Source organism: Rhodocytophaga aerolata (genome assembly GCF_030503435.1).
GTDB lineage: Bacteria > Bacteroidota > Bacteroidia > Cytophagales > 172606-1 > Rhodocytophaga > Rhodocytophaga aerolata.
The window spans coordinates 400,269-413,780 of record NZ_JAUKPO010000002.1 but is presented as its reverse complement, the minus strand read 5'-3'; the positions used below and the strand labels follow the sequence as shown (position 1 = coordinate 413,780).

Below are 13,512 nucleotides of genomic sequence, written 5' to 3'. Positions count from 1 at the left end.
CCTGTTAGGTATTTCAAACCTAACAGGTTTCTTTGCTTAAATATCCCGTGCAGAAACTTTAATCGTCTGGTCAGATACGCCATAGATCAAAGCTACCGCATAGGCTGAAATTCCCTCTTTGCGGCCTACAAAACCAAGTTGCTCGGTAGTGGTGGCTTTTATGGAAATATCTTCTTCCCGGACAGACATTACCTCAGCAATGGTTTTCTTCATGGCAGGTACATAAGGATTTATTTTAGGTACCTGCAAACAAATAGTAGCATCGATATTGCTTACTTCATACCCTTGCTCCCGGATCATTTGCATTACTCTTTTCAGCAGTAGTTTGCTGTCAATGCCTTTATACTGAGGATCTTTGTCAGAGAAATGGTACCCTATGTCGCGCAGATTGGCAGCACCTAACAATGCATCACAAATGGCATGAAGCAACACATCGGCATCGGAATGGCCTAGTGCACCATGTGTATGCTCTACCTGAATGCCTCCTAGCCAGAAGGGTAATCCTTCCTTTAACTGATGTACATCGTATCCTTGTCCAACTCGTATTTTCATAATAGCTTGTTATAAATAAGACAGGTAAATATAGCTGAAAGATGCAGAAAACTTTGCTCACCTAGAGGGTATTCCTGGTTTTGCCAGTTAAAACACCGTTTGTTGAACAAATGCTTGCACAACTGGTGCTACATGCGGCAACAATGTTTCAATAAACGCCCTGTCTTGGTTAGTCCATGTTCGTGGCTTTCCAAAAATAGCAGGTTGCAAAATACCCCATAAGTTGCCTTCCAGCACCAGATGGGCATGAATGAGTGCCCGGTGACCAAATGTTTTGTTCTCAAAATCCTGGTTCAATACACCTGGGTCTGCTGTAGTTACATCTTCTATGTAGATAGACGGATCAGTACGCAAAGCGGCTGCAAATAGCGGATCTTCCTGAGGTAATGTAGCAGTGTCAGGAGTCCATTCATGCTGTAGTACATTAGGGATAGAAGCATCTTTACACCAGCAGAAGGCAATGCGTCCAACGCCCAATGCCGGGTTGTGCGCATGAATAAAACAGCGGTCTGCTTGCAAGGTTTGTGCTACCAGCGGCATCAGGTTATGCAGGAGTACTTCAGGCGGCTGGTGGCTCTCTAACAGATTTTTTATTTCTTCGGGTAACGCGGCAGTAGCAGACATAAAACTAGGTTTACTGGCTTTAACTAAAGAAAAGGAGCAGAAGTTTTCAGGTTCATACCCTCGTGCATAACCGATAGAAGTAGACTAAGGGGACCTTTTTGGCTAAAAAAACGTTATACTTATTCAGCCTATTGTAAAACAGACCATTTTTAACCAAAAACCAAACGAACTTATGATTTTATCAAAAAAGAAAACCCCAGTTTATCAGAAAATAGTATTCTCCATTACGGAGTATTTAAAGAAAAAAGGATACGAAAATATACAGGCGCAAGGCATTGATGAATACCAGGATCCGGCGCATATTACCAGAAAAGGTGCCGACGAAAGCTTTACGCCAGATTTAACTGCCCGCAGAGATGGCAGTAAGCATTATTTTGAAGTAGTAGATTATCCGAAAAAAGACAAAAACCTGATTGTCTCTAAGTGGATGATTCTTTCTACACTGGCTAAGCAGCTAAACGGAAAACTGCATTTAATGGTGCCTCACGGGCAAATGAGTTTTACTAACCGCATTATCCAATCGAATAATATTGATGCACAGGTGCTCTCTTTGAAAGAGCTATAGGCGGCCACATTTATAAAAAATAGATTCATTCTGCTGCTCAGGCAATTTTTTGTTCTGTAAGAAATAAGCTAATGGCTTACGTATTGTTACCTTGTTTCTTATGGAACTGCTCAGCAGAAAGGTCTTCTATCCTGCAATGAATCTACAACGCATGTCAGATAGAAGCTATACTTCTTTCAGCAAGAACCAACCTAAGATTTACCCAAGTATAAACCTGTTAGGTTTTGAAAACCTAACAGGTTTATACTTGGGTAAACATTTACTGTAAAAGCTATAAAATACCACCAACCGATAGCCAAAGTTCCTGTAGCTTGATCAGGTTTTCTTTATTCAATCCTATAGATGCCGCAGCCATTGTTGCCACCGGGCTGATTGGCAGTGTAACTGGGTTTGCTCCCTTTATTAATCCACAGCTAACATCTTACAAAATAATTGATATGCTGCTTTATGATCTGGACGAAACCGGGCATATGCACCATGTAACCAAAATTGATAAGCCAGAAGTGGTGCGGTCTATTCCGGTAGATCTGGGAGAGTTAAAAGTATTGAACACATTGCAGCAGTTCGGAATATTCGACTACAAGTTTTCTGTTGGGGATCAGGCTGCTGACGAGCAACTATATTTCAGAGAATATTATAAAAAAAGAACGCTGTAAAGTGAATATGATTCAACTGTCGGATGTCCAACGCAGTCCGGTGAAGTCCTATAAACTACTTTTACATGTGCCTGATTTCAAGGATATCAAATACTTTGATTTTGTGAAGCTAAAGAATAATGTAGTCCTGGTATATTTTCAGACTGAAAATGCCATGTCTTTCAAAATCTTGTCTACTAAAGATCTGTATTGAGTGGCCATGCAATAAAAATCTGCCTAAACAGCCCCTTATTAACCAAATACAGCGCAACTTTGCAGAAGACTATTCTTTAGTAGCTATGCACCCCTATATGGCCAAGCGTTTTGTAAAGGCAAGCCCTCCGGTAGAAAAGATTACTCTAGCCTACTGGTTTATTTTTAAAGACAATCAGTTGCTGGTAGAAGATAAAGGAGAGCTGGCAAGTATACCTTTGTTGGCAGACATCAGCCAGCTAGGGAATATTATTCGGCAGCAATACCTGGGCCTATGGGAAGAAATACATTGCTACGCTGTAGAACTGGAGCCAGCAGTAGGATTGCCTTCGCAGCTGCGATGGACAGGCTTGCGGCAAATATATGGATTATTACCGGACGTGTTTTTCTCTCTGGCCGGAGAAGCTATACAGATTGTGGATTGGGACCGTACTCATCAGTTTTGTGGCCGGTGTGGTACGCCTACAGAATATGTAGGATATGAATTTGCTAAAAAGTGTCCGGCCTGTGGCTTATCAGCTTATCCGCGTATCTCCCCGGCTGTAATTGTACTGATTGAGCATAATCACAAAGTACTATTAAGCCGTTCTCCTCATTTCCCGAAAGGGATGTATAGTATCCAGGCAGGTTTTGTAGAACCAGGCGAAAATCTGGAACAAGCCGTGGAAAGGGAAATAATGGAGGAGGTAGGCATCCAGGTGAAAGAGATATCCTACTTTGGTAGCCAGCCCTGGCCGTTTCCTAATTCTTTGATGATTGGCTTTACGGCAAAATATGCCGGAGGTGACCTGACCGTGGATAAAACAGAAATAGAAGAAGCCGCCTGGTATAGTGCCGATGATTTACCCAGCATTCCGCCTCCTTTAAGTATTGCCCGCAAACTAATTGATCATTTTGTAGAAAAGCAACGCAAGCCCTGAAACAGACAGAATTGCAGAAGTATGGACCTTATCTTCAGTCTATGGCCGGTAAAGGTGTGGTATTAGTGGCTAACAATCATACCAAACTGTTCTTCTTCTTGCTGCAATTTCTTAAGCAAAGCCAGTGTGTTATGTAGATCTTCGCTGCAAACAGTGATGAATGCCCCTTTTTTTGCATATTTTACTGCATGTACTACTGATTCGGTTTCTGTGGCTATTACTTTTACAGGTTTAGCAGGAGCAGTCTTTTCTATTCCCTGCCTCATCAGGTGAACAATCTCCATATCGGCACGGCCGCGTAAATCTTTATCCTGGCGGATAATAATCTCATCAAACATTTGTGCGGAAAGTTCACCAAGCTTAAGGATATCTTCATTTCTCCGGTCGCCTACACCAGTAACAATGCCAACTTTTGGGCTATCTGCTATGGTTGCTAGAAATTGTGCCAATGCCCGGAACCCTGCCGGATTATGCGCATAATCTACCATCACTTTAAACTCATTGAATTCAAATATATTTAACCTTCCAGGTGTTTGTTCGGGCGAAGGGATAAATGTCTGCAAAGCCTGGCGGATATCTTTTATAGCAAAGCCCCGGATATACCCGGTTAAAACAGCCGGTAAAATATTTTGTATCATAAAACCAGCCTTTCCTCCGAATGTCAGCGGAATAGTGTCTACTTGTTCTATGCGGGTTTTCCATTTCCCTTCATACACCGTAATGTATTTTTCTTCTACTACCACAGCCAGTCCCTCTTGCTCGCAATGTCTTTTAATGCGTGGGTTGTGGGCATCCAGGCTGAACAAAGCTATTTTACAATCCAGGTCCCTGGCCATATCGTACACCAAATCATCATCGGCGTTTAAGATAGCATAGCCATGGTTGCTTACACTCTCCGGAATCACACTTTTTACTTTAGCCATTTTCTCCAGGGTATCGATGTTATTTATTCCCAGGTGGTCGTCACTAACATTAGTAACTATGCCTATATCACAATAGTCAAATCCTAACCCTGACCGCAAAATTCCTCCTCTGGCACACTCTAATACGGCAAAGTCTACCGTAGGATCTTTAAGTATAAATTCTGTACTGGCAGGTCCGGTACAATCGCCTTGTACCATTAGTTTATCGCCAATATAAATGCCATCTGTTGTGGTGTACCCTACCTGATAGCCTGCTTTTTTGGCCATATGAGCAATAAGCCGGGTAGTGGTAGTTTTTCCATTCGTTCCTGTAACCGCTACAACAGGAATACGGGAGTTGCTTCCAGCTGGAAACAACATATCAATTACTGGTTTGGCAACATTTCTGGCTAAGCCTACTGTCGGGCATAAGTGCATCCGGAAACCGGGTGCCGCATTTACTTCTAATACTGCTCCGCCATTCTGGGTAATGGGTGAATCAATAGAAGGGGCCATAATATCTATTCCGCAGATATCCAGGCCAACAATACGGGCAATACGTTCGGCCATAGCAATAGTATCAGGGTGTAGCTGGTCGGTTACATCCGTTGCCGTACCACCGGTACTTAGGTTAGCCGTTTTTTTCAAGTGCAACACTTCTCCCTTCGTGAGTACCGAATCCAGAGTAAATCCTTTTTCTGCTAATAATGCATATGAAACTTCATCTAGCTGGATGGCCGTTAATACATTTTCGTGACCTGATCCCCTAGCCGGATCGCTATTTATCTGATCTATAAGTTGACGGATCGTAGAACGGCCATCGCCGGTTACGCAGGCGGGTGTCCGTAAAGCTGCTGCAACCAGTTTATAATTGATAACTAACAAACGGAAGTCATGTCCGGCTATAAGTTTCTCGACAATAATACTGGCTGAAAAAGTTTTAGCGAGGGCAAAAGCTTTTTCTAGCTCATCCCTGTTTTTGATACCTATAGTAGCTCCTTTACCTTGGTTACCGTCTACAGGTTTTATTACCAGCGGATAGCCAATATGATCAGCTACTGCATTTAGTTCTCCGGCTGTATGGACAATCATTCCTTTGGGAACTGGAATAGCAGCTGCACCTAATATTCGTTTGGTTTCTTCTTTATTACAGGCAATGTCTACCCCAAGGCTACTGGTTTGAGAGGAGATAGTGGCCCGTATGCGTTTCTGGTATTTGCCGTAGCCAAACTGAATAATGGGTGTGCCTTCTAACTTAAAGTAAGGTATATTTCTATTTTTAGCTTCTTCCAGAATAGATCCTGTACTAGGGCCGGGATACTCTTGTAAAGCTATTTTCCGCAGCGCAACTATATCGGCCTGCACATTGTATAAAGAGCCACTTATCAATGCTTCTGCAATTCTGACGGCGGCCGCTGCAGCATATAAACCAGCTTTTTCCTCCTGGTAGGCAAACACTACAAAGTATACGCCTTCTTCTCCCGTGCCCCGGGTGCGGCCAAACCCACAGTCCATGCCAGCCAGGGTTTGCAGTTCCAGGGCTATGTGTTCAATTACATGACCCATCCAGGTACCTTCTTTTACCCGTTTCAGAAAACCACCTGCCTGCCCTTCAGAACAATAATGGGTATATAAACTGGGGATCTGATTTTCTAAATTTTCTGCAAAGCCGGGTATTTTGTTGGTAGGCAAATGTTCTAGTTCCTCCAGGTCCAGCTTCATTACAATCAGCTTATGGTACCTGACAGACCAATAGTTGGGGCCACGCATAGCCTTTATCTCATGGACTTTCATATAAATGATGGGATTATAAGTAGGTGGTTATATTCGCAGGCTGGTAGATAAAAATATAATTTTTTTGTGATAAACTTTAATTATTGTTTTATACGAATAAATCGTGAAGATGTGACATTTTAAAATAAAAAAATTAGCAGCAAACTTTTAATGGTATTAGTTTTGTATAAATAATAGGCAAGTAATTATTTAATACTATTTAAATAAAGTGCATTAGATGAGTATACGTATTCCCAAAGGAAAATTGATTGCAATTGGAGGAAATGAAGATAAGGGGACATGCCCGGAGCCTAACCACCCTCCTAAATATTATTTGAACTTTTTTGAGTTTGGTATTTTACGCCGGATTCTTCAGGAAATGAAAGGAACCGACTCCCGGGTAGAAATTATTACGTCTGCCTCGGAAATTCCGGAAGAGGTAGGTGAAAATTATGTGCAGGCATTTGCAAAACTGGGATGTAAGAATATTGGCGTTATGCACATAAAAAGCCGGAAGGATGCCGAAGACATCCGTTTGCTGGATAGAATCAGGCAAGCCGATGGGGTCTTGTTTACAGGAGGAGATCAGAGCCGCTTAAGCCGTTTTTTCAGAGGAACGGAATTTTTAGAGATCCTGCAGGAGCGGTACCAGAATGAGCCTTTTGTTATTGCCGGTACAAGTGCCGGAGCAATGGCCATGTCTAAAACCATGATTTATGGGGGTAGTAGTTCAAATTCCTTAGTAAAAGGAGCAGTAAAACTAACTCAGGGATTGGCATTTATTAATAATGTCGTAATAGATACCCATTTTGTAACCCGTGGCCGGTTTGGCCGTCTGGCCGAAGCCGTAGCAGAGCATCCCAGATGCATAGGAATAGGCTTGGGGGAAGATACAGGCGTGTTAATTACCGAGGGTGATCAGATGGAAACGATTGGTTCTGGTCTGGTACTGATCTTTGACGGACACCATATTAAGCATTCTACCATTACCAGTATTGAAGATGGAGAGCCTCTTTCTATTGAAAATATGGTAATTCATGTACTGGCCAAAGGGAATTGCTATCATTTGAAATCCAGAAGTTTTCATGCAAAAATGCCTGCACAAGTAATTGGCTAACAACAGTTAAGTAAGCCAATTGTACATATTACTTTGGGCTCTGTAAGCTTAGCTTGCAGAGCCTTTTTTATAGAGAAGAAAATTGCTGTAGATGCCAGGTTTCCAGAGCAAAAGCCTGCGCAAGAAATACACTACCAGATCCCTGAAACACATCTTAAAGACAGAATAGTATTCAGGGATCTGGTAGTGTACTTTCGGGCCAATAGTGTAGCTCATTATTCTTCAGAATTCTCTAAGCTAAGGGCTTCTCTGGTAGGGGCAGTATTAATAATTTTTAAATATTCTTTTTCTTTCCGGCGCATTTCCTCTTGCGTGGCCGTGAGTTCTTCCATATTCTGCCGCATTTCTTCTTCTTGTGCCCTTAATTCTTCGGCTTGCTGCTGGGCTATTTCCAGTAATTTTTTTGTTCGGGCAGTTGTATCTACACCAGCTATGGCTGCTCCTATGCTTTCGGCTATTTTCTCAATAAAGCCTATCTGGTAGCTTTCCAGCTTGGTAAAAGAGGCAAGCTCCAGCACTCCGAATATTTGTTCGTTTACTTTCAAAGGCATGATCAGCAAGCAAGCCGGATTTGCACCTCCCAAACCAGACGTAATGGTAATATACTCATTGGGCAGCTGAGTAACATAAATAGGTTCTTTTTCCTGAACACAGCGGCCAACCATACCTTCGCCTATTTCTATCCGTTTGCTGAAGTATTTTTTCCGGTCAAAAGCAACGCAAGACTTCAGTTCAATAAAAACATCCTGTGAATTAGACGAATTCACCACAAATAATCCACCCTGGTTAGCATCCAGATACTTGACAACAAAGGCCACTATGTTGGTGTAAATATCTTCTGTTTCATGGTTTTTCCGGAGAATCTCACTCATCTTGGCCAGGCCTTCATTTACCCAGTTTCTTTTCTTGTCTTCCTCAGCTACCGTTTTTAGTTTATCCTTCATGTTGCCAAGAGCCATAGCCAGACTATCGGATTCAGCTGAATCTATTATGAGGGAGGTTTCATACTGGCCTTGCCCAATGGCATCTGCAAAAGCAGTCATTTTCTCCAGACGGATTTTTTCCTTTTCTAGCTTGGTTTGCTGCTCCATAGCTAGCTGTTCGCTACGCGACTGCAATTTGTATAAGATGAAAGCCATGGCAGCAAACAGGCCACCTAGTAAAAATAGCACCATAACAGATACTCTTTCTGTCGTATGAATATCGTCACGTACTTTAGCCAGTATTTGCTTTTTTAGCTCATCCAGAGAAACCTGCGTTTTCTCATACGCAGCATCAAACTTGGTATCTAATTCTCCGCCGGCTTCTTCCCCTGAAGATGCTTGGCTTGTAGTATTGATAAGTGTATCTGTTGCCAGACGTACTTTACTAGTATGTTTGCTCCGCCACCGTTCTCTGGTAAATCCTTCGAGGGCTACAATATCTTCAATTGTTTGCCGGACAGTAAGTTTTATATCTGGGTCGGCTATTTTTTCGAAGGTGCCCAGTTCTGTTTTTGTACCATCCAGAATACCAGTTAATATTTGCCTGGACCCTGTAAACTTAGTTATCACATCTTTTTCAGGATTAATCGTAGTATCACCAGCCATAAATTCTTCAAACCAGAGGTGAGCAACCGTAGTTTTAAACTTGAGGTTATCGCTCACTTGAATGAAAGGCTGATTTTGTGCATAACTGTCTTTAATCTGCTGATTGGTTAGACGTACCAGAAAAATAATGAAAACACCGGTTAACAGAACTGCTCCGGTTAAAATATATGATAATTTATATTTCATGCTTGGTATGCTAGTTGCCCTCCAGGTTAAAATCAGGTTCAATAGATAAATAGAAAAACAAACCAGTAGTTGACTGATCTTCTTGCCAGGCAATCGGCAAACTAATACCAGGTACAATCTGACTTTGGCCAGCTTTAAATGCGTACCGTATGCCTGGGTTTACTAACAACTGGTGTTGGTTAATCACATGGCCAGCGTCATCAAACTGATCATTGAAAGAGGACATATACTCTAACATGCCATTTATCCTGTCATTTGCAAGCCAGATAATGCTGGCGCCTGCATGGAAATGCGTAAGGTCTTGTTGGCTGAAATCGTCCTGTGAGGATGGCTCAGCAAGGGAGTAATGGGCATTCTTCAAGAAAGTAAATCCTGCATTATAATGTGTAACCAGCTTGTTAGATAGCATTTTGGATACTGGTAAATTTACCTGTGTGCCCCATGCCCCAGAACCTAAACCCTTGCTAACATCCCCAGTCGGAATGATCAGACTCAGACGGGGGGTTACCAGCGCCCAATTATTTTTGCCAGCCAGTTCATACCGGTAATTTACCATTACATCTCCAAGCCCATGGCCATTGGGCAGCAGAGAAGGGAACATAAAATAGTTTAATGTATAGCTGAATTGATGCTTTACCCCTTTTAGCGGCAGTTCATGGGTAAAACTATAGGCCATATCTCCCTGCCGGATTTTTGTAAAATAGCAGGTGGAAATGAACTGGACAATGCCTTTCTGCTGGTTAAAGGCTTCTTCTACAAAAAAAGAATTGTCTTCGATGAGAGGCGCCTTAAATGAATTGTATGTTTTTTTGTGTGCATACAAGCTATCCTGCGCCTGTAAATTTTCGGCAAAAAGCAGCGTTATCCATATCAGAGTGGGTCTGCCAACATGCCAGAGGAACGTGTTTTTCATAGTAAAGTAGTTAACAAGTGTTATGATAATGCGAAGGTGATCAACCTGGTGTATGCCAGGCCAGAAAATCGGGAAAGAGAATCTAACCGGACGGCTGCTAGCTACCGGAAAATGGAGCGTAACAGTATCTGGTTTTTATGATGGGTTTAGATTATAACAGTACAGACCTGTAAGGGTTGTCTGAGGTATGAATACTGCCTCTAAAACTAGGCGCTTATTTGGTAATGGCAGTGGGTAAAGTGAGTACAATAATTACATGGGTGAGGTGTGAAGTAAATTGCTAATACATAGTGACTTAGCATATAATCTTTCGCTAGCTGTAGGTTGCCAGGCTATGTGAATTCAAAAATAAAGTTTAATTGATAGGTTAATATTAATTCAGAAAAAGCCTATTATTCTCTATCTTCGGCTTTTGCTATGTATGCATCATTCTGCTATACCAGCGGACATATATACATGATTTGTTTCAAACCTTTCATGCATTAATTTATAAGTAATTACTTAATCTACTTCATAACCTACTTATGTACAACGGCTTACTTCATACCCATTCATTACTCCGATTCATTATTTTACTTTTGTTAGTCATTGTTATAGGTGTATCCTTAATGGGCTGGCTCAATAAAAAACCGTTTGCCCAGCGGGATTATAAGTTAGCTACCTGGCTCATGATTGCTACTCATACGCAACTAATTCTGGGATTGGTACTCTACGTTATTAGTCCCTGGGTACGTTTTATGAGCGGAGCCATGCAGGACCCGAATATCCGCTACTGGACGGCCGAACATATTACCGGAATGATCCTGGCTGTTGTACTGATAACCATGGCCCGTGTCTCCGCCAGAAAAGCAGTAGGGGATGTGAGAAAATACCAGCGTCTGTTCTGGTTTAATGGTATAGCTTTGTTGATTATTATCACTACTATCGTTTTCAGTGGGCGGGGCTTGTTTGGTGCCAGTTTCCTGGGTAATTATTAGCAGGTACACGTAAAGGTGTGCACTATAAGCTACTATAAGCTACTGTCTGATGTATTTGATCTGTGAGGGTAGTATACCTCACAGGTTTCTATCATCCAGAAGTATACTATATGCTGGAAAGGAGCGGAGATAGTTTACTGATGACAATTTCTATTTTTTTTCAATTACTCATTATTTTCCTGCACTACTAGCTCAAATGTATCCAGGTTGAGGCAGCACAAGTTCCCTACTTCCTTCTGGCGTCCAAAATTAAATAGGCCTTTCCTGAATTTAGCTAACCCATAATAACAGCCATTATCCAGGGGGATAATCAGGCTTCTGTTTTCTACCCGTTTTATGATCTCCGGGAGGGGAGTTATTTTGTGGCCATGCACAACTATTTTAGGCCCGGGGTTATAGGAAAATTGTTTTTCCCAAACCATCGTGCTGTAATCTGTAAACGGACGAGGATGTTTAAAATCGATAGCCGCGTGTACCAGGTAAAAATTATCTAGTTCATAGAAATAAGGCAAAGACTTGAAAAAAGCTACATAGGTATCAGGAAGTTCACCTGTAGCATCCAGCAGATCAGGTGCATCCCATAATCTGTCAGCAAATTTTATGTGCGGAGGCATTTGGTTCTTATGCAACTGCCAGGCACCCAGAATCATCTCTTCATGATTGCCACGTAGGGGATATACCTGGTAATTTTCCGTTTTGAGCCGTAAAATATAGTCCAGTACGCCGGCGTTGCTTTCGCCCCGGTCTATATAATCGCCTAGTAAAAACAGCTGATCTGCAGAAGTTAGTTGAAGCCGGTTTTCCAGAAGATGCCTGAAGGTTTTCAGGCAACCATGTATGTCAGACACAACAAACCTACGGCCATTGCCTGTATGCGAAATAAATGTCATCTCTCGGGAAAAGGGTTAGCTGGCTGAATCAACTGTGGCTGTTTTCTCTAACAGTTGCAGCAATGCATTCGGCGCCACTAAGCTTTCATTGCGGATTTTCTGTTGCAGTTTCAAAATGCCACCAATTAATGCCTCAGGGCGCGGCGGGCACCCGGGCACATATACATCTACCGGAATAATGCGGTCTACGCCTTTTACTACATGGTAGCCGTGTTCCCAGTAAGGGCCACCACAGTTAGAGCAACTACCCATTGAGATCACGTAGCGGGGTTCAGCCATTTGTTCGTATAAGCGGCGGATACGGTCGGCCATTTTAAACGTTACCGTGCCTGCTACAATCATCACATCCGACTGACGGGGAGAAGGGCGGGGAAAAACACCGAACCTATCCAAATCGTAACCGGAAGCAAAGGTAGACATCATTTCTATGGCACAGCAGGCCAGACCAAAACCCATCGGCCATAAAGACGAAAGCCGGGCCCAGTTCAGTAAATCTTCTGTTCTGGTAATGACTACGCCACCTGTTCCAAACTTTTGATCTAACAATCCCATAGAGTAAATTTATAGATAGAATAAAAAATAGCTATACTGTATTGCTGCTGTATTAGCTGAATGCTTTTTTTACACCGAATAGTTCGTTCGTCGGTACAATTATTAGGAAACAAAGGTATACTCATCCGCCTTTTCATACCCATTTCCCGGAAAGAAACCTGCTTAACAAACCACCTCACTACCGGCAAAAATACTCAAGACATTTTCACCGACTTTTTTCCGCTGTTTACCGGATTTCTGGTACGTATTACCCGGGTAGCTATAGACTTCTGTTGGCCGCCGGTATATCTTTGATCAAAATTAAAAATAAATGGACAATAAACAGACATCTTCACGGCCCAGATCAGGAAAAGTACTGGCGGGCTTTATATTAATAGGCGCAGGCACCATCTTACTATTACATCAGTTAGGCTATTTCTTTCCATCTTGGCTGTTGAGCTGGCCCATGATCTTAATTGTGGTTAGCCTGGTAATAGGTGCTAAAACTCAGTTTGCCAATTCATCCTGGTTGCTGCCTTTTGCAGTAGGTATAGCTTTTCTAATAGACCGGGCTCTGCCCAATATCAATATCTCCAGGTACATTGCTCCGGCTGCCATTATTTGCCTGGGTTTATGGGTGATGTTTGGAAAAGCCCATCGGTGGAAGTTTAAACGCCTCCAAGAAGCTCATGCACACTGGGAACCTGTAACTGAACCGCCTTATGTGCATACCTATACACATGCGCAGGCTGATCCATCGGGTGAGCATCTGGAAGCGGTTTCTGTTTTCGGCGGGAGTAAAAAAACAGTGTTTTCGAAGAATTTTATAGGAGGGGAAGTAGTAACAATTGTAGGTGGTGTGGAAATAAACCTGAGTCAGGCAGATATACAAGGCCGGGTAATCCTGGAGGTTGTACAAATATTTGGAGGTACCAAAATTATTATTCCTTCTCACTGGGACGTGGTATCAGATGAAATGACGGCCATCTTCGGAGGGATAGAAGACAAACGGGTACAACATATTTCACGGGCCTATCCCGACAAAGTATTGGTGTTGAAAGGAACTGCCTTATTTGGGGGGATAGAGATACAAAACTTTGGCTAAGACAAGTATAAGCCTATACG

Annotated in this window: 14 protein-coding genes; 7 read left to right on the top strand and 7 right to left on the bottom strand. The window is 42.4% G+C overall.

The genetic code is table 11. The features are described from left to right. Positions 1–36: 36 nt before the first annotated feature. Positions 37–552: a 2-C-methyl-D-erythritol 2,4-cyclodiphosphate synthase gene (gene ispF / locus Q0590_RS06185; protein ID WP_378410390.1), complete on the bottom strand. Its 516-nt coding sequence runs from the start codon at positions 550–552 to the stop codon at positions 37–39. A gap of 87 nt (positions 553–639) precedes the next feature. Beyond that, positions 640–1,176: a GAF domain-containing protein gene (locus Q0590_RS06180; protein ID WP_302036627.1), complete on the bottom strand. Its 537-nt coding sequence runs from the start codon at positions 1,174–1,176 to the stop codon at positions 640–642. A gap of 172 nt (positions 1,177–1,348) precedes the next feature. On the opposite strand from Q0590_RS06180, the gene Q0590_RS06175 reads away from it, so the two are divergent. The 3 genes from Q0590_RS06175 (at position 1,349) to nudC (ending at position 3,509) form a co-directional block, all read left to right on the top strand. After that, entirely contained in the window at positions 1,349–1,741 is a 393-nt protein-coding gene (locus Q0590_RS06175) for a hypothetical protein (RefSeq protein WP_302036626.1), read from the top strand. 311 nt (positions 1,742–2,052) lie between these two features. Then, entirely contained in the window at positions 2,053–2,397 is a 345-nt protein-coding gene (locus Q0590_RS06170) for a hypothetical protein (RefSeq protein WP_302036625.1), read from the top strand. A 290-nt stretch (positions 2,398–2,687) separates the two neighbouring features. After that, entirely contained in the window at positions 2,688–3,509 is an 822-nt protein-coding gene (nudC, locus tag Q0590_RS06165; RefSeq protein WP_302036624.1) for an NAD(+) diphosphatase, read from the top strand. A gap of 62 nt (positions 3,510–3,571) precedes the next feature. On the opposite strand, the gene cphA is transcribed toward nudC, so the two are convergent. Next, positions 3,572–6,205, bottom strand: a complete 2,634-nt coding sequence (gene cphA / locus Q0590_RS06160; RefSeq protein WP_302036623.1) for a cyanophycin synthetase — start codon at positions 6,203–6,205, stop codon at positions 3,572–3,574. A 217-nt stretch (positions 6,206–6,422) separates the two neighbouring features. Here cphA and Q0590_RS06155 point away from each other — a divergent pair, with 217 nt between their 5' ends. Further along, complete coding sequence (locus Q0590_RS06155) at positions 6,423–7,301, top strand: cyanophycinase (protein WP_302036622.1); 879 nt, start codon at positions 6,423–6,425, stop codon at positions 7,299–7,301. Positions 7,302–7,516: 215 nt separating this feature from the next. On the opposite strand, the gene Q0590_RS06150 is transcribed toward Q0590_RS06155, so the two are convergent. Beyond that, on the bottom strand, positions 7,517–9,076 hold the full coding sequence (locus tag Q0590_RS06150) for a GAF domain-containing protein (protein WP_302036621.1): 1,560 nt from the start codon (positions 9,074–9,076) through the stop codon (positions 7,517–7,519). Positions 9,077–9,086: 10 nt separating this feature from the next. Then, positions 9,087–9,989, bottom strand: a complete 903-nt coding sequence (locus Q0590_RS06145; RefSeq protein ID WP_302036620.1) for a transporter — start codon at positions 9,987–9,989, stop codon at positions 9,087–9,089. Positions 9,990–10,513: 524 nt separating this feature from the next. Between Q0590_RS06145 and Q0590_RS06140 the strand changes: the two genes are divergently transcribed. Then, on the top strand, positions 10,514–10,966 hold the full coding sequence (locus tag Q0590_RS06140; protein WP_302036619.1) for a cytochrome B: 453 nt from the start codon (positions 10,514–10,516) through the stop codon (positions 10,964–10,966). Between the two features lie 164 nt (positions 10,967–11,130). Here Q0590_RS06140 and Q0590_RS06135 read toward each other — a convergent pair whose 3' ends face one another. Continuing rightward, entirely contained in the window at positions 11,131–11,856 is a 726-nt protein-coding gene (locus Q0590_RS06135) for a metallophosphoesterase family protein (protein ID WP_302036618.1), read from the bottom strand. Between the two features lie 15 nt (positions 11,857–11,871). Continuing rightward, on the bottom strand, positions 11,872–12,408 hold the full coding sequence (gene nuoB, locus Q0590_RS06130; protein ID WP_302036617.1) for an NADH-quinone oxidoreductase subunit NuoB: 537 nt from the start codon (positions 12,406–12,408) through the stop codon (positions 11,872–11,874). Between the two features lie 60 nt (positions 12,409–12,468). Here nuoB and Q0590_RS06125 point away from each other — a divergent pair, with 60 nt between their 5' ends. Then, positions 12,469–12,702 (top strand): hypothetical protein, encoded by a 234-nt coding sequence (locus tag Q0590_RS06125; protein WP_302036616.1) that lies wholly within the window; start codon positions 12,469–12,471, stop codon positions 12,700–12,702. Positions 12,703–12,718: 16 nt separating this feature from the next. Continuing rightward, the gene (locus tag Q0590_RS06120; protein ID WP_302036615.1) at positions 12,719–13,492 is read left to right on the top strand and encodes a LiaF transmembrane domain-containing protein; all 774 of its coding nucleotides are present in this window, start codon (positions 12,719–12,721) and stop codon (positions 13,490–13,492) included. Positions 13,493–13,512: the final 20 nt, after the last annotated feature.